The sequence below is a fragment of the Nitratireductor indicus C115 genome (assembly GCF_000300515.1).
Classification (GTDB): Bacteria; Pseudomonadota; Alphaproteobacteria; order Rhizobiales; family Rhizobiaceae; genus Nitratireductor; species Nitratireductor indicus.
On record NZ_AMSI01000029.1, the window covers coordinates 1 to 17,758 of the forward strand.

Consider the following 17,758-nt stretch of genomic DNA (forward strand, 5'->3'; position numbering starts at 1 on the left):
GGCGTCGGGATGTAGCTATCCACTTCAGCCATCAGCTGGCGGATCGCATCCTCACCGATCTCCTTGTTGGAGTCTTCGAGAGCAGCAAGTGCCGAGCCCTTGATGATCGGAATATCGTCGCCCGGGAAGTCATAGGACGAAAGAAGCTCACGAACCTCGAGCTCAACCAGCTCGAGAAGCTCCGGATCGTCGACCTGGTCGACCTTGTTCAGGAACACGACGATGGCCGGAACGCCAACCTGGCGGGCGAGCAGGATGTGCTCGCGCGTCTGCGGCATCGGGCCGTCGGCGGCCGAGCAGACCAGGATCGCGCCGTCCATCTGAGCCGCACCCGTGATCATGTTCTTCACATAATCGGCGTGGCCGGGGCAATCAACGTGGGCGTAGTGACGGTTCTCCGTCTCGTACTCCACATGCGCCGTCGAGATCGTGATGCCACGGGCCTTCTCTTCAGGCGCCGCGTCAATCTGGTCATACGCCTTGAACTCACCGAAAAACTTCGTGATCGCTGCCGTCAAAGACGTCTTGCCGTGGTCAACGTGACCAATCGTGCCAATGTTCACATGCGGCTTCGTACGCTCAAATTTACCTTTGGCCATGTGAGCTCTCCATTCCTTCTGCCCGTCCGGGCACTTTCAATTCCGATAATTCGTGGCAATTCCGATAATTCGCGGGGTGTGCCGACGAACTACGCGTATTTCTTCTGGATCTCCTGCGCGACAGCGCTGGGAACCGGCTCGTAGTGGTCGAACTGCATCGTGTACTGGGCGCGGCCCTGGGACATCGAACGCAGGCTGTCCACGTATTTGAACATGTTGGCGAGCGGCACCATGGCGTCCACCACAACAGCAATGCCGCGCGCTTCCTGCCCCTGGATCTGGCCACGGCGGCCGTTCAGATCGCCGATCACGTTGCCGACATACTCCTCAGGCGTCACGACCTCGACCTTCATGATCGGCTCGAGAAGCTGAGCGCCGGCCTTCTGCGCACCTTCACGGAACGCTGCGCGGGCAGCGATTTCGAAGGCGAGAACCGAGGAGTCGACGTCATGGTAAGCACCGTCGATCAGCGTTGCCTTGACACCCAGCATCGGGAAGCCAGCCAGCGGACCGGAAGACAGAACGCTTTCGATACCCTTCTGAACGCCCGGGATGTATTCCTTCGGAACAGAACCGCCGACGATCTTGGACTCGAACTTGAAGTCCTCGCTCTCCGAATTCGGCTCGAAGACGATCTTGACGCGGGCGAACTGACCCGAACCGCCGGACTGCTTCTTGTGCGTGTAGTCGATCTCGGCTTCGCGGGTGATCGTCTCGCGGTATGCAACCTGCGGGGCGCCCACATTGGCCTCGACCTTGAACTCGCGCTTGAGGCGGTCAACGATAATATCGAGGTGCAATTCGCCCATGCCCGCGATGATCGTCTGACCGGATTCTTCATCGGACTTGACGCGGAAGGACGGATCCTCAGCAGCCAGACGATTAAGGGCCAGGCCCATCTTTTCCTGGTCGCCCTTGGTCTTCGGCTCGATCGCGATCTGGATGACCGGATCGGGGAATTCCATGCGCTCAAGGATAACCGGCTTCAGCGGATCGCAAAGCGTGTCGCCCGTGGTGGTCTCCTTAAGACCGGCAAGAGCAACGATATCGCCTGCAAAAGCCTCTTCGATGTCTTCGCGGGAATTGGAATGCATCTGCAGCATACGGCCGATGCGCTCGCGCTTGCCCTTCACGGTGTTTTCCAGCGAAGACCCCTTCTTCAACACACCCGAATAGATGCGGCAGAAGGTGAGCGAACCGACGAACGGGTCGTTCATGATCTTGAAGGCCAGCATGGAAAGCGGCTCTTCGTCGGACGATTTGCGAGCGATCTCGCCTTCGGTCTTCGGATCGATGCCCTTGATGGCCGGAACATCGATCGGGGACGGAAGATAGTCCACAACAGCGTCGAGCAGCGGCTGCACACCCTTATTCTTGAAGGCGGAGCCACAGAACATCGGGAAGAACTTGACCTCGATCGTTCCCTTGCGGATCAGAGCGCGGATTTCGTCATTCGAAGGCATTTCACCCTCGAGATAACGCTCCATCGCGCCCTCGTCCATCTCGACGGCAGCCTCGATCAGCTTCTCGCGGTATTCTTCGGCCTTGGCCTGAAGGTCGGCAGGAATTTCGACGATATCCCAAGCGGCGCCCAGGTTCTCGGACTGCCAGACCAGAGCGTTCATCTCGATCAGATCAACAACGCCAGCGAAATCATTCTCCGCACCGATCGGAAGCTGCATGACGACAGCCTGCGCACCAAGACGGCTGCCGACCATCTCGGCAGAGCGGTAGAAGTCGGCACCGATCTTGTCCATCTTGTTGCAGAAGATCATGCGCGGAACGCGATACTTGTCAGCCTGACGCCAGACAGTCTCGGTCTGCGGCTCAACGCCGGCATTGGCGTCGAGAAGAGCAACGGCACCATCGAGAACACGCAGCGAACGCTCGACCTCAATGGTGAAGTCGACGTGACCAGGCGTGTCGATGATGTTGAAGCGGCGCTTCTTGCCGTCGCGACCCTGCCAGAAGGTCGTGGTCGCAGCAGACGTGATCGTGATGCCGCGCTCCTGCTCCTGCTCCATCCAGTCCATGGTAGCGGCGCCGTCATGGACTTCGCCGATCTTGTGGGACTTGCCGGTGTAGAAGAGAATGCGCTCGGTCGTCGTCGTCTTGCCGGCGTCGATATGCGCCATGATACCGAAATTGCGGTAGTCTTCGAGCTTATATTCGCGGGCCATCGTCGTGTACCTCTAAGATCCGTTGGGCTACCAGCGGTAGTGCGAGAACGCGCGGTTGGCTTCAGCCATCTTGTGCGTGTCTTCGCGCTTCTTGACGGCAGTGCCGCGGTTGTTGGAGGCGTCGAGCAGCTCGCCGGACAGACGATCGACCATGGTCGTCTCGTTGCGCTTGCGGGCAGCTGCGATCAGCCAGCGAATAGCGAGAGCCTGACGGCGCTCCGGGCGGACATCGACCGGCACCTGGTAGGTGGCGCCGCCAACACGACGGGAACGAACCTCCACATGCGGCGCGACATTGTCGAGCGCCTGATGGAAGACCGAGACCGGCTCCTGCTTGGTTTTGTCCTGAACCTGCTCGAAGGCGCCATACACGATGCGCTCGGCAGCGGACTTCTTGCCATCAAGCATGATGGCGTTCATGAACTTCGTGACAACCTGATCACCGAATTTCGGATCCGGGTTGATCTCTCTTTTTTCTGCGCGGTGGCGTCGGGACATGTTTTTCGTCTCTTACCTTCGAGGCCCGGCTCAAAATGAAAGCGCCGAAGCCGGAAAATCCTACTTCGGACGCTTTGCGCCGTATTTCGAACGACGCTGCTTACGATTCTTCACACCCTGCGTGTCGAGCACACCACGAATGATGTGATAGCGCACGCCCGGAAGGTCCTTCACGCGACCGCCGCGGATCATCACCACGGAGTGCTCCTGAAGGTTGTGACCTTCACCCGGAATGTAGCCGATCACCTCGAAGCCATTGGCGAGGCGGATCTTGGCCACCTTACGCATGGCCGAGTTCGGCTTCTTCGGCGTCGTCGTATAAACGCGCGTGCATACACCCCGCTTCTGCGGGTTGGCCTGCATGGCCGGAACCTTGTTACGCTTTACCGGCGCCGTGCGCGGCTTGCGGATCAACTGGTTAACGGTAGGCATCAAACCTTCCCTTGCTTCAAATTCCGTGTCTCAAGCCCGAGGGCCGCTTCAAGAACAGATTGCGTTCATACACAAAGCCAGGCCGCAAACCGTGATAACGGTTCTGCCTGGACAAAAAGCAGAGGAAGCGTTTCCGCTTCATGCGCCCGCAAATTCTGTCGCTCGCAAAAAACGAACCCTGTTTGAGACCAGCTCCGGGGCGTGACGCCCTGAATGAAACAGCCTCACATCGGCTCGGACGAAGCGGGTATTACTAGTAACCCACCGAACCGTCAACCCCGGTTAAGCATTTATCGTGCGCGGGGTCAGCTAATCGGCCTGCCGTAAGCCGGCTGCGGTCAATTCTTGCTTAAAACAGGTCGCCGCAGCACGAAAAGAGCCCGTTTGCGCCTGTCATTCCCGTCTGATGCATGCGAGAACGATGCCTATATAGAGACTTTTAGCGAAACGGCAAGAATCGGGAATCACCATGAGCGCATCGGAAGACAAACCGGTCACCATCATCACCGGCCGCGTGTGGCGCGAAAAGGATTCGGAAAGCGAGGGCGTGCATGTGCTTCTCGTTGCTCCGGACGACGACACCGCTGTTCGCATGGCGCTCGAAGCGCTGGCTCAGGAAGGATATGCCGAAGCCGAGCTCGACCAGATCGGCGATATGCAGGGAGAGCCAGACGAAGAGCCGCATCTTTCCGCCTGGCAGGGCGCACGCGAGGGCGAAATCGCCATCGTCACGTTCGACGAACCTCTCTAGCATAGGTTTGCGGGCACGGGCCCCTGCCCTTCACCAACCGTCACCAATAAAAAAGCCGCCGAGTGATCCGGCGGCTTTTTTTTTCGTTTCAAAGGAAGGTGCCTTATTCGGCAGCGCTCGTCATGTCGGCGATCATCGGATCGGCCATCTCGACACCAGAGGTCTTGCGACGCTCGTCGAGGATCAGGTCATCGCGCGAGCGCGCAATGCGCCGGATCTGGCTCATCGCGCCACCCGTACCGGCCGGGATCAAACGGCCAACGATGACGTTTTCCTTCAGTCCCTGCAGCGTGTCGATCTTGCCGGCAACCGCAGCCTCGGTGAGGACGCGGGTAGTCTCCTGGAAGGAGGCCGCCGAAATGAAGGACGGTGTCTGCAGCGACGCCTTGGTGATGCCGAGCAGGACGGGTTGGCCTTCCGCCGGCTTCTTGCCCTCTTCCACCAGGCGGTCGTTGACTTCGTCGAACTCGACGGAATCCACATGATCGCCAGGAATATAGGTGGAATCGCCCTGCGAGGTGATCTCGACCTTCTGCAGCATCTGGCGAACGATCACCTCGATGTGCTTGTCGTTGATCAACACGCCCTGGAGACGATAGACCTCCTGGATCTCATTGACGAGGTAGGAAGCCAGAGCCTCCACGCCCTTGATCGCCAGGATGTCGTGCGGCGCCGGGTTGCCGTCGAGCACGAAGTCGCCCTTCTCGATCTGGTCGCCATCCTGAAGGTGGAACGGCTTGCCCTTGGGGATCAGATATTCCACGGGCTCCAGGGTCGAGTCATGCGGCTCGATGATGATGCGGCGCTTGTTCTTGTAGTCGCGGCCGAAGCGGATGGTGCCATCGATCTCGGCGATGATGGCGTGATCCTTCGGACGACGAGCCTCGAACAGTTCGGCCACGCGCGGCAGACCACCGGTGATGTCCTTGGTACGGGCGCTTTCCATCGGAATACGCGCGACCACGTCGCCGGGCTTCACCTTGGAGCCAGGCTCCACGGAAAGAACCGTTTCCACCGACAGGAGGAAGCGGGCGTCGCCGCCGCGAGCCAGTTTCGACACCTTGCCCTTGGCATCCAGGATGGTCAGGGCCGGCTTCAGGTCGGTACCGCGTGGCGTGGAACGCCAGTCGATAACCTCGCGCTTGGTAATACCGGTCGATTCGTCGGCGGTTTCCTGAACGGAGACGCCGTCCACCAAATCCTCGAAGGCCACCGTGCCTTCGACCTCGGTGAGCATCGGACGGGTATACGGATCCCACTCGGCGATGCGCTGGCCGCGCTTCACCTTGTCGCCCTCGTCCACGAAGATACGCGCACCGTAGGAGACGCGATGCGAGGCACGCTCGGCACCGGCCTCATCCATGATGAGAACGGCCATGTTGCGGCCCATCACCACGAGGTCACCCTCGGAGTTGCGCACCACGTTGCGGTTGCGGATCTTGACCGTGCCTTCGAAGGAGGCTTCGAGGAACGACTGATCAACCACCTGCGCCGTACCGCCCATGTGGAAGGTACGCATGGTGAGCTGCGTGCCCGGCTCGCCGATGGACTGGGCGGCAATGACGCCGACAGCCTCGCCGATATTGACCGGCGTACCGCGTGCAAGGTCACGGCCATAACAGACCGCACAGACGCCGACGCGCACTTCACAGGTGAGTGCGGAGCGAATGCGCACCGTCTGAATAGCCGCCTTCTCGATCGCCTCGACATCGCGCTCGTCGATCAGACGACCGGCGGCAACGATGACTTCCTCGGTCGCCGGGTTCACCACATCCTCAAGAGCCGTACGGCCGAGGACGCGCTGACCGATGGACGCAACCACCTGACCGGCATCGACGATGGGCTGCATGGTGAGGCCCTTGTCGGTGCCGCAATCCGGCACCGTGACGATGCAATCCTGCGCCACGTCGACCAGACGACGGGTCAGGTAACCCGAGTTGGCGGTCTTCAGAGCGGTATCGGCCAGACCCTTGCGGGCGCCGTGGGTGGAGTTGAAGTACTCCATCACGGTCAGGCCTTCCTTGAAGTTCGAGATGATCGGCGTCTCGATGATGGAGCCATCCGGACGGGCCATGAGGCCGCGCATACCGGCAAGCTGACGCATCTGCGCCGGCGAACCACGGGCACCGGAATGCGACATCATGTAGACCGAATTCATCGGCTTCTGACGACCGCTGTCGTCGAACTCGACCGCCTTGATGCGTTTCATCATCTCGTCGGCGACCTTTTCCGAGCACTTGGCCCAGGCGTCGACGACCTTGTTGTACTTCTCGCCCTGGGTGATCAGGCCGTCATTGTACTGCTGCTCATATTCCTTGGCGAGCGCCTCGGTTTCGGCGATCAGGTTTTCCTTCGTTTCAGGAATAACCATGTCGTCCTTGCCGAAGGAGATGCCGGCGCGGCAGGCATGGGCAAAGCCCAGCTGCATGACGCGGTCACAGAAAATGACCGTCTCCTTCTGGCCGCAGTGACGGTAGACCGTGTCGATCATCCGCGAGATATTCTTCTTCGTCATCTCCTGATTGCAGATGGCGAAGGGAATATTGTGGTTCTTCGGCAGAAGCTCACCGACGATCATGCGGCCCGGCGTCGTCTCGAAGATCTCCGACACGAGGTTGCCCTCTGCGTCGACCGTCCTGAACCGGCCCTTGATCTTGGTGTGCAGCGTGACGACCTTGTTTTCGAGCGCATGGTGCAATTCACCCATGTCGGCGAAGGCCATGCCCTCGCCCGGCTCGTTCTGGTTCATGATCGACAGGTAATAGAGCCCGAGAACCATGTCCTGGGACGGCACGATGATCGGCGCGCCCGAAGCAGGATGCAGAATGTTGTTGGTCGACATCATCAGGACGCGTGCTTCCAGCTGCGCTTCCAGCGACAGCGGAACGTGCACGGCCATCTGGTCACCGTCGAAGTCGGCGTTGAACGCCGTACAGACGAGCGGGTGCAACTGGATCGCCTTACCTTCGATCAGGGTGGGCTCGAAAGCCTGGATGCCCAGACGGTGCAGCGTCGGCGCGCGGTTCAGAAGAACCGGGTGCTCACGGATGACCTCGTCAAGAATATCCCAGACTTCCGGCTTTTCCTTCTCGACCAGCTTCTTGGCCTGCTTGACCGTGGACGAATAGCCCTTGGCGTCGAGGCGCGCGTAGATGAACGGCTTGAACAGCTCAAGCGCCATCTTCTTCGGCAGGCCGCACTGGTGCAGCTTGAGTTCCGGGCCGGTCACGATGACCGAACGGCCGGAATAGTCGACGCGCTTGCCGAGCAGGTTCTGGCGGAAACGGCCCTGTTTGCCCTTAAGCATGTCGGAGAGCGACTTCAGCGGACGCTTGTTGGCGCCCGTGATGACGCGGCCGCGACGGCCATTGTCGAACAGCGCATCGACCGCTTCCTGAAGCATGCGCTTCTCGTTGCGGATGATGATGCCCGGCGCGCGCAGCTCGATCAGCCGCTTCAGGCGGTTGTTACGGTTGATGACGCGGCGATACAGATCGTTCAGATCCGAAGTCGCGAAGCGGCCGCCATCCAGCGGCACCAGCGGGCGCAGGTCCGGCGGGATGACCGGGACGATCTTCATGATCATCCATTCGGGACGGTTGCCCGATTCCATGAAGTTCTCGACCACCTTGAGGCGCTTCAAGAGCTTCTTCTGCTTCAGTTCGGACGTGGTGGAAGCGAGTTCTGAACGCAGGTCTCCAGCGATCTTCTCCAGTTCCATGGACTCGAGAAGATGATGGATAGCCTCGGCGCCAATCATGGCGGTGAAGGAATCCTCGCCATATTCGTCGACCGCGATGATGTACTCTTCCTCGGAGAGAAGCTGGTTCTCCTTAAGAGCGGTCAGACCCGGCTCGGTCACGATGTAGTTCTCGAAATAGAGAACCCGCTCGATGTCCTTCAAGGTCATGTCGAGCAGCGTGCCGATGCGCGAGGGCAGCGACTTCAGGAACCAGATGTGGGCAACGGGCGCGGCGAGCTCGATGTGGCCCATGCGCTCACGGCGCACGCGCGACAGAGTGACCTCGACGCCACACTTCTCGCAGATAACGCCCTTGTACTTCATGCGCTTGTACTTGCCGCACAGGCACTCATAGTCCTTGATGGGACCGAAGATGCGCGCGCAGAACAGACCGTCACGCTCGGGCTTGAAGGTACGATAGTTGATCGTCTCGGGCTTCTTGATCTCACCATACGACCAGGACAGGATCTTCTCGGGGCTCGCCAGAGAAATCCTGATCGAATCGAATGTCTGTGCCGGCGCCTGAGGGTTGAAAAGATTCATGACCTCTTGGTTCATGCCGATCTCCTTTTCGGGACGCGTCGTCCCTTTTCAAACTTCGGTGAGGCGCACCGCCGCACGTTTCACCGGTTCAAATTCCTGGCCGCAAGGCTGCCTCGCAGCGAGAGAAGCGCGCCGCGGGTCTGAACCCGCGGCGCGATAAGGCTTATTCCGCCGCGTCGGGAAGCTGCTCCTGCTCGGCACCTTCAATGCGGGAGTTTTCCAGCTCCACATTGAGGCCCAGCGAGCGCATTTCCTTGACGAGAACGTTGAAGCTCTCCGGAATGCCTGCCTCGAAGGTGTCGTCGCCACGAACGATGGCTTCATAGACCTTCGTGCGGCCGGCAACGTCATCCGACTTCACCGTCAGCATCTCCTGCAGCGTGTAGGCCGCGCCGTAAGCTTCAAGCGCCCAGACCTCCATTTCGCCGAAGCGCTGGCCGCCGAACTGCGCCTTTCCGCCCAGCGGCTGCTGCGTGACGAGCGAGTACGGACCGATCGAGCGGGCGTGGATCTTGTCGTCGACAAGGTGATGCAGCTTCAGCATGTAGATATAGCCGACAGTCACCTGGCGATCGAAAGGTTCACCCGTACGGCCGTCGAACAGCGTCACCTGACCGCTGCTCTTCATGCCGGCCTGCTCGAGCATCACGTTGATGTCGGCCTCATGCGCACCGTCGAAAACCGGCGTTGCGATGGACACGCCGCGGCGCATCTGCTCGCCCAGACGGATGACGCTATCGTCATCATACTGGCGCACCGGCTCGTTGCGGTCATTCTCGGGAATGATCGCCTCGATGGTGTGACGCAACGGCTTGATATCGCCGCTCTCCTTGTAGGCGTCGATCAACTCGCCGATCTGCCTGCCCATGCCGGCGCAGGCCCAGCCAAGATGCGTCTCCAGAATCTGGCCGACATTCATGCGGCTTGGCACGCCGAGCGGGTTGAGCACGATATCCACATGCGTACCATCATCGAGGAACGGCATGTCCTCGACCGGAACGATGCGCGAGACAACGCCCTTGTTACCGTGACGGCCGGCCATCTTGTCGCCGGGCTGCATCTTGCGCTTCACCGCAACGAAGACCTTGACCATCTTCATGACGCCGGGGGGCATCTCGTCGCCGCGCTGCACCTTCTCGACCTTGTCCATGAAGCGCTGCTCGAGCGCCTTCTTGGATTCGTCGTACTGGGCACGAAGCGCTTCGAGAGCCTCCTGCTGCTTCTCGTCCTCGACGGCGAACTGCCACCACTGCGAACGCGGATACTCGTCCAGCACTTCATCGGAGAGCGCACCGCCCTTCTTGAAGCCCTTCGGTCCAGCAATCGCCTGCTTGCCTTCAAGCATGGCGGCAAGACGCGCATAGACGTTGCGGTCGAGGATCGACTGCTCGTCGTCGCGGTCCTTGGCCAGGCGCTCGATCTCCTCGCGCTCAATGGCCATGGCGCGCTCGTCCTTCTCGACGCCGTGGCGATTGAACACGCGCACTTCGACGATGGTGCCGTAAGTCCCGGGCGGCATGCGCATGGAGGTGTCACGCACGTCGGAAGCCTTTTCACCGAAGATGGCGCGCAGAAGCTTCTCTTCCGGCGTCATCGGGCTTTCGCCCTTCGGCGTGATCTTGCCGACCAGAATGTCGCCCGGCTGCACCTCGGCGCCGATATAGACGATGCCTGCCTCATCGAGGTTCTTTAGCGCCTCTTCCGAAACGTTCGGAATGTCGCGCGTGATTTCTTCCGGCCCGAGCTTCGTATCGCGTGCCATCACCTCGAACTCCTCGATATGGATCGAGGTGAAGATGTCGTCGCGGACGATGCGTTCGGACAGGAGGATGGAATCCTCGTAGTTGTAGCCGTTCCAGGGCATGAAGGCGACGAGCACGTTGCGGCCAAGCGCCAGATCGCCAAGATCCGTCGACGGGCCGTCGGCCAGGATGTCACCCTTGTTCACCCGGTCGCCCACACGCACCAGCGGGCGCTGGTTGATGCAGGTGTTCTGGTTGGAACGCTGGAACTTCATCAGGCGGTAGATGTCGACGCCCGACTGAGAGGCATCCACGTCTTCCGTGGCGCGGATAACGATACGCGTCGCGTCCACCTGATCGACGATGCCGGTGCGGCGGGCCGCAATGGCAGCGCCCGAATCACGGGCAACGATCGGCTCCATGCCGGTGCCCACAAACGGAGCCTCGGCACGCACCAGCGGCACGGCCTGACGCTGCATGTTCGAGCCCATCAGAGCGCGGTTGGCGTCGTCGTTCTCGAGGAACGGGATGAGCGCGGCAGCGACCGAAACGAGCTGCTTCGGCGACACGTCCATCAGATCGACATTCTCGCGCGGGGCCATCATCACCTCGCCGGCATGGCGGCAGATGACGAATTCCTCGGCGAAGCTGCCATTCTTGTCGATCACGGCGTTGGCCTGGGCAACGTAGTGCTTGGCCTCTTCCATGGCCGACAGATAGACCACATCCTGCGTGACCTTGCCATCGACGATCTTGCGATACGGGCTCTCGATGAAGCCGTATTTGTTGACCCGGGCGAAGGTGGCCAGCGAGTTGATCAGACCGATATTCGGGCCTTCCGGCGTCTCAATCGGGCAGATGCGGCCGTAATGCGTCGGATGAACGTCGCGAACCTCGAAGCCGGCACGCTCACGCGTCAGACCGCCCGGTCCAAGCGCCGAAAGGCGACGCTTGTGGGTGATCTCAGAGAGCGGGTTGGTCTGATCCATGAACTGCGAGAGCTGCGAAGAACCGAAGAACTCGCGAACGGCGGCAGCCGCCGGCTTCGCGTTGATCAGATCCTGCGGCATGACCGTGTCGATCTCGATCGAGGACATGCGTTCCTTGATCGCGCGCTCCATGCGGAGCAGGCCGACGCGGTACTGGTTCTCCATAAGCTCACCGACGGAACGGACACGACGGTTGCCGAGATTGTCGATGTCGTCGATCTCGCCCTTGCCGTCGCGCAGTTCGACCAGCGTCTTCACCACGGCGACGATGTCGTCCTTGCGCAGCACGCGCACGGTGTCGGGGCAATCGAGCTCGAGGCGCATGTTCATCTTCACGCGGCCCACGGCCGAAAGATCATAGCGCTCGGAATCGAAGAACAGCGAATTGAACATCGCTTCCGCCGTTTCCAGCGTTGGCGGCTCGCCCGGGCGCATGACACGGTAAATGTCGAACAGCGCTTCCTGGCGGGTCTCGTTCTTGTCGGCCACCAGCGTGTTGCGGATGTAGCCGCCCACGTTCACATGGTCGATGTCGAGGAAATGCACCTCGCTGGCACCGGTATCGAGCAGGACCTTCAGGGTCTTGTCGTCGATCTCGTCACCGGCCTCGAGGAAGATCTCACCCGTTTCAGGATTGACGATATCCTCGGCCAGATAATTGCCGAGCAGGTCTTCCTCGGTGGCGCGGATCGCCTTCAGGCCCTTTTCGGCAAGCTGCTTGGCCTGGCGGGCCGTGATCTTCTTGCCTGCTTCGACGACCACTTCTCCGGAATCCGCGTCGACGAGGTCCGACGTGGCCTTCAGGCCGCGGAAGCGTTCCACGGAGAAAGGCACGCGCCAGCTGTCGCCGTCACGCTCGTAGGTGAGGCGTTCGTAGAAGGTGGACAGGATTTCCTCGCCGTCCATGCCAAGCGCCATCAGGAGCGAGGTGGCAGGAATCTTGCGACGGCGGTCGATACGGGCATGCACGATGTCCTTGGAATCGAACTCGATGTCGAGCCAGGAACCGCGATAGGGAATGACGCGTGCGGCAAAGAGCAGCTTGCCGGACGAATGGGACTTGCCCTTGTCATGATCGAAGAAAACGCCAGGCGAACGGTGCATCTGTGAGACGATGACGCGCTCTGTGCCGTTGACGATGAAGGTGCCGTTCATCGTCATGAGCGGCATATCGCCCATGTAGACGTCCTGCTCCTTGATGTCCTTGATGGACTTGGCGCCGGTGTCCTCGTCCACATCGAACACGATGAGGCGTAGCGTCACCTTCAGGGGTGCTGCGAAGGTCAAGTCGCGCTGGCGGCACTCGTCCACGTCGAACTTCGGATCTTCGAATTCGTAGCTGACGAACTCGAGCATCGCCGTGCCGGCGAAATCCGAAATCGGAAAAACCGACTTGAAAACTGCCTGCAGCCCCTCGTCCGGACGCCCGCCCTGGGGCTCCTCGACCATCAGGAACTGGTCATAGGATGCCTTCTGAACCTCGATAAGGTTCGGCATCTCCGCAACTTCGGGGATTTTCCCGAAGAATTTGCGTACACGCCTGCGACCATTAAACGTTTGGGTCTCGGCCATCGTTGCTCCTTGCCCTGCCTGGCTTGCCTGCACAACCGTGACCGCCGCAACAGGCGGTCTCGTCATAAAAACGGATAAAACCCGTTTCCTGAAGGCCGCTTGCGGCCCACAGGAAAGAGGTTTGCATAGTTTCCGGTCCCGGCCCGCGCGCCATGCGACGCGCGGGCCGGAGCTGAATTACTTCAGCTCGACTTTCGCGCCAGCACCTTCGAGCTGGGCTTTGATCTTCTCGGCTTCGTCCTTGGACACGCCTTCCTTGACCGGCTTCGGAGCGCCTTCGACGAGGTCCTTGGCTTCCTTCAGGCCGAGACCCGTGATGCCGCGGACTTCCTTGATGACGTTGATCTTCTGGGCGCCGGCATCGGCGAGAACGACGTCGAATTCGGTCTTCTCTTCAGCAGCGTCGCCACCAGCAGCGGCACCGCCGGCGACAGCGGCCACGGCCACCGGAGCAGCAGCGGAAACGCCCCACTTCTCTTCAAGCATCTTGGAAAGCTCGGCCGCCTCGAGGACGGTGAGGTTCGACAGGTCTTCAACGATCTTAGCAAGATCAGCCATTTTCATATTCCTTGTGAGTTCGAACTGTGTTGTTGGTCTTGAGGACCGGCATCACGCCGCCTCGTCCTTCTTGGAATAGGCGCCAAAGACGCGCGCGAGCTGACCCGCGGGTGCATTGACAACCTGAGCGATCCGAGTAGCCGGCGTAGAAATCATGCCGACCAGCTTCGCTCTCAGCTCGTCCAGCGACGGCAGCGAGGCAAGAGCCTTCACGCCATCGGCGTCGAGCGCGGTCGAACCCATCGCTCCGCCCAGGATGACAAGCTTGTCATTGCCTTTGGCGAAGTCGCTGGCGACCTTGGGAGCGGCAACCGGATCATCCGAGTAAGCAATCAGTGTCTGACCTTCGAAAAGGCCCTGAATGCTCTCGGAAGAGGTTCCCTGAAGGGCGATCTTGGCGAGACGGTTTTTCGCAACCTTGACGGTGCCGCCCGCAGTACGCATCTTGGAACGAAGATCGTTCATCTGCGCCACGGTCAGACCGGCATAGTGGGCGACGACGACCGAACCGGTGTTGCTGAACACCTGATTCAGGTCCGCGACGAATTCGCGTTTTTCCGCTCTGTCCACTGCCTTCTCCATTTGACGGAAATTCCCGAAGGAAATATCCGCCGGTTTGCCTTTTGCCGCAGGGCATCCGCAAACTGGGATCGCCCAAGCGACGCTCGAGGATCCTGCCCCCTTTCGCCAACCGGCAAGCCGGCATCGGACAAAAGGCCAACACGGTTCGAACCATCCATCGGAGCAATGCCCCGGTTTCCGGCCTTACCCGTCTCATGCAGGCCCCATGCGGAATTAAGGAAATCCGCCTGCAATCTCGGACAGGACATTCCGGAAGTTTCCTTCCGGTTTCCAGGCCGAACCGGCCTGGAAAGGGTTTGGGAGGACGTTTTCACGTCCCCCTAATTCATTACGACGCGGCGAGGCTCGACACGTCGATGCGCAGGCCCGGGCCCATGGTCGAGGTGAGAGCCACCTTCTTCACATAGTTGCCCTTGGCGCCAGCCGGCTTCGCCTTGATCACCGCATCGGCGAAGGCGCGCACATTTTCAGCGATTGCCTTGGCATCAAAGGATGCCTTGCCAACGCCCGCATGCACGATACCGGCCTTTTCGACGCGGAACTCGACAGCGCCGCCCTTGGACGCCTTGACGGCGGCAGCGACATCGGTGGTGACCGTGCCGACCTTCGGGTTGGGCATCAGGCCGCGCGGGCCGAGCACCTTGCCGAGACGGCCGACGAGCGGCATCATGTCCGGCGTGGCAATGCAGCGATCGAAGTTGATCTCGCCCTTCTGGACGATCTCAAGCAAATCTTCCGCACCGACGATGTCGGCACCGGCTGCCTTTGCCTCATCGGCCTTATCGCCCTTGGCGAACACGGCAACGCGCACGGTACGACCCGTGCCGTTCGGCAGGTTGACCACACCGCGCACCATCTGGTCGGCGTGGCGCGGATCGACACCGAGGTTCATCGCAACTTCAATGGTCTCGTCGAACTTTGCAGTCGCACGATCCTTGAGCAGCGCGACAGCCTCGTCGAGCGCGTATTCCTTGTTGCGGTCAATGCCTTCGCGGGCCTTGGCCACGCGCTTGGAAAGTTTCGTCGCCATATCGTCAGCCCACCACTTCGAGACCCATGGAGCGCGCCGAGCCCTCGACCATACGCATGGCCGCCTCGACATCCGCCGCATTCAGGTCTTTCATCTTCGCTTCAGCGATCTCGCGCACCTGGGCGCGCGTGACCTGACCGGCCACAACCTTGCCCGGCTCCTTGGAGCCCGACTTCAGCTTCGTAGCCTTCTTCAGGAAGTAGCTGACAGGCGGTGTCTTCATCGTGAAAGTGAAGGACTTGTCCTGATAATAGGTGATGACCACCGGAATCGGGGACGCCTTCTCCATCTCCTGGGTCTGCGCATTGAATGCCTTGCAGAACTCCATGATGTTGATGCCGCGCTGACCAAGCGCAGGACCGATCGGGGGCGACGGGGTCGCCGAACCTGCCGGAACCTGAAGCTTGAGCTGGCCTGCAATCTTCTTAGCCATTTCTCATCTGCCTTGTCGTTCTGCCGACCGCTTCTCAAAAGAACGGGCCGGCGCTGCAGTCTGGTGGTCCGGAAATTGCGACCGGCTAAGCCGCCTTCCCTTCCACCGTTATCCCCGGCTCTTCACCGGAGCTTCCGGTCAGCCCTTTTCGACCTGACCGAATTCGAGATCGACAGGCACGGCGCGCCCGAAGATCGAAACTTCCACCTTGAGGCGCGAACGCTCCTCATCGACTTCCTGAACGAAACCGTTGAAGGAAGCAAAGGGACCGTCAGCCACACGCACCTGCTCGCCAATCTCGAACGTAACGGAAGGCTTCGGACGCTCCACGCCCTCCTGCACCTGGGTCAGGATACGCTGGGCCTCGGCCTCGGTGATCGGCACCGGCTTTGAATCTCCCAGAAACCCTGTCACCTTCGGCGTATTCTTGATCATCGAGAACACGGAATCGGTGAGCTGCGCCTTCACGAGCACATAGCCCGGGAAAAACTTGCGCTCGGCATCCACCTTGCGGCCGCGGCGAACCTCGACGACCTTTTCGGTCGGAACCACGACCTGCTCGATCTTCTCGCTCAAGCCCTTCTGCCGCGCCTGCTCCTCGATGGATTCGGCAACCTTCTTCTCAAAATTCGAATAGGCGTGGACGATGTACCAACGCGCAGTCATTTCAATCGCACTCCGTCAATCGTCCGAGTATTACGCACCGATGCCGAGGATCAGCTCGATGGCGTAGGCCATCAACTGGTCGGCAGCGAAAAAGAAAATGGCCGCCAATGTCGCAAAAGCGATGACCATCACAGTCGAAATCAGCGTTTCGCGCCGCGAAGGCCAGGTAACTTTCGCGGTCTCCGACCGCACTTGCTGAAGAAACGTGAAAGGATTCGTGGTTTTCGACGCCATCTGCCGCTCTTGTTCCTCATTGCCCCGAACCGGGGAAGCCGAAAGACCGGGGAAGACCCCGGACATCCCATCCACCTCAAGTAGGCTTCGGGTCACCGTAGAAATGCGTCCAAACCGAATCGCTCAGCGTATTTCACACATACGACAAAGGCGCGTAAAGCCGGCTTCCCGGCTCCACGCACCGCGTGTCTGTTGGTCCTACATAGAGACGAACTGCGATTCTTGCAAGCCCCTGCCCGCAAACCGCCTTCTTCCATCTTTCACGCTGCGACCGAATGGCAGGGGCAGAGGGGCTCGAACCCCCGACCTGCGGTTTTGGAGACCGCCGCTCTACCAACTGAGCTATACCCCTATCCGCCTTACCGCATCGTGCGCCGTAGGCAGGCCGCTTCCTAAGAGCTTCCGAGCCATCTGTAAAGGGGCCTTGCGCGCTCTTTCGCCGGTCATGCGCAATTGTTTTCAAACAAGTTGCGATCAGCCACGGCCGGGTCCTAAAAATCGCGCCCAAGAAAAAGGGCGGCACATGGCCGCCCTTTTCAATTCGTCTCAAAGAGACCGCCTTGCGGCGATTACTCAGTGATGGCGGCGACGATGCCGGCGCCGACGGTGCGGCCACCTTCACGGATAGCGAAGCGCAGCTTCTCTTCCATGGCGATCGGCACGATCAGCGTCACGTCGACCGTCACGTTGTCGCCGGGCATGACCATCTCCGTGCCTTCCGGCAGCGTAACGATGCCCGTCACGTCCGTCGTACGGAAGTAGAACTGCGGACGGTAGTTCGTGAAGAACGGCGTGTGACGGCCACCCTCTTCCTTCGTCAGGATGTAGGCCTCGGCCTTGAACTTCGTGTGCGGCTTCACAGAACCGGGCTTGCAAAGCACCTGGCCGCGCTCGACGCCCTCACGGTCAACACCGCGAAGAAGCGCACCGATGTTGTCGCCGGCCTGGCCCTGGTCCAGAAGCTTGCGGAACATCTCAACGCCCGTGCAGGTCGTCTTCGACGTCGGACGGATGCCGACGATCTCGATTTCCTCACCGACCTTGATCACGCCGCGCTCGACGCGACCCGTCACCACCGTGCCGCGGCCCGAGATCGAGAAAACGTCTTCGATCGGCATCAGGAACGGCTGGTCGATCGGACGCTCCGGCGTCGGGATGTAGCTATCCACGGCAGCCATCAGCTCGCGGATCGCATCCTCACCGATCT

Annotated in this window: 14 protein-coding genes and 1 tRNA gene; 1 reads left to right on the forward strand and 14 read right to left on the reverse strand. The window is 60.4% G+C overall.

The annotated features are described in order from the left end of the window. The 4 genes from NA8A_RS23055 to rpsL form a co-directional block, all read right to left on the reverse strand. A partial coding sequence (locus NA8A_RS23055; RefSeq protein ID WP_009452845.1) for a GTP-binding protein occupies positions 1-599 on the reverse strand: 599 nt, incomplete at its 3' end. A gap of 89 nt (positions 600-688) precedes the next feature. After that, a complete protein-coding gene (gene fusA, locus NA8A_RS23060) occupies positions 689-2,779 on the reverse strand; it encodes an elongation factor G (protein ID WP_009452846.1) in 2,091 nt (696 codons plus the stop codon). Between the two features lie 27 nt (positions 2,780-2,806). Continuing rightward, positions 2,807-3,277: a 30S ribosomal protein S7 gene (rpsG, locus tag NA8A_RS23065; protein ID WP_009452847.1), complete on the reverse strand. Its 471-nt coding sequence runs from the start codon at positions 3,275-3,277 to the stop codon at positions 2,807-2,809. A 60-nt stretch (positions 3,278-3,337) separates the two neighbouring features. Next, entirely contained in the window at positions 3,338-3,709 is a 372-nt protein-coding gene (rpsL, locus tag NA8A_RS23070) for a 30S ribosomal protein S12 (protein WP_009452848.1), read from the reverse strand. Between the two features lie 469 nt (positions 3,710-4,178). Between rpsL and NA8A_RS23075 the strand changes: the two genes are divergently transcribed. Continuing rightward, positions 4,179-4,460, forward strand: a complete 282-nt coding sequence (locus NA8A_RS23075; RefSeq protein ID WP_009452849.1) for a hypothetical protein — start codon at positions 4,179-4,181, stop codon at positions 4,458-4,460. 103 nt (positions 4,461-4,563) lie between these two features. Here the strand turns inward: NA8A_RS23075 and rpoC are convergent, their stop codons facing one another. From rpoC to NA8A_RS23125, 10 genes are all read right to left on the reverse strand, one after another. Beyond that, a complete protein-coding gene (gene rpoC, locus NA8A_RS23080; protein WP_009452850.1) occupies positions 4,564-8,760 on the reverse strand; it encodes a DNA-directed RNA polymerase subunit beta' in 4,197 nt (1,398 codons plus the stop codon). 148 nt (positions 8,761-8,908) lie between these two features. Then, a complete protein-coding gene (gene rpoB / locus NA8A_RS23085; protein ID WP_009452851.1) occupies positions 8,909-13,048 on the reverse strand; it encodes a DNA-directed RNA polymerase subunit beta in 4,140 nt (1,379 codons plus the stop codon). 177 nt (positions 13,049-13,225) lie between these two features. After that, positions 13,226-13,606 carry a 50S ribosomal protein L7/L12 gene (rplL, locus tag NA8A_RS23090; protein WP_009452852.1) on the reverse strand — a complete coding sequence of 127 codons (381 nt, stop codon included), beginning with the start codon at positions 13,604-13,606 and terminating at the stop codon, positions 13,226-13,228. Between the two features lie 51 nt (positions 13,607-13,657). Further along, on the reverse strand, positions 13,658-14,176 hold the full coding sequence (gene rplJ, locus NA8A_RS23095; protein ID WP_009452853.1) for a 50S ribosomal protein L10: 519 nt from the start codon (positions 14,174-14,176) through the stop codon (positions 13,658-13,660). A gap of 340 nt (positions 14,177-14,516) precedes the next feature. Continuing rightward, complete coding sequence (rplA, locus tag NA8A_RS23100) at positions 14,517-15,218, reverse strand: 50S ribosomal protein L1 (RefSeq protein ID WP_009452854.1); 702 nt, start codon at positions 15,216-15,218, stop codon at positions 14,517-14,519. 4 nt (positions 15,219-15,222) lie between these two features. Beyond that, positions 15,223-15,651, reverse strand: coding sequence for a 50S ribosomal protein L11 (rplK, locus tag NA8A_RS23105; protein WP_009452855.1), 429 nt, complete (start codon positions 15,649-15,651; stop codon positions 15,223-15,225). 138 nt (positions 15,652-15,789) lie between these two features. Then, positions 15,790-16,317, reverse strand: a complete 528-nt coding sequence (gene nusG / locus NA8A_RS23110) for a transcription termination/antitermination protein NusG (protein ID WP_009452856.1) — start codon at positions 16,315-16,317, stop codon at positions 15,790-15,792. A 30-nt stretch (positions 16,318-16,347) separates the two neighbouring features. Next, entirely contained in the window at positions 16,348-16,551 is a 204-nt protein-coding gene (gene secE, locus NA8A_RS23115) for a preprotein translocase subunit SecE (protein ID WP_009452857.1), read from the reverse strand. A gap of 276 nt (positions 16,552-16,827) precedes the next feature. Beyond that, positions 16,828-16,903 (reverse strand) — tRNA-Trp (locus NA8A_RS23120). Positions 16,904-17,120: 217 nt separating this feature from the next. Beyond that, the coding region (locus NA8A_RS23125) for an EF-Tu C-terminal domain-related protein (protein WP_009452858.1) at positions 17,121-17,758 on the reverse strand (638 nt) is incomplete at its 5' end.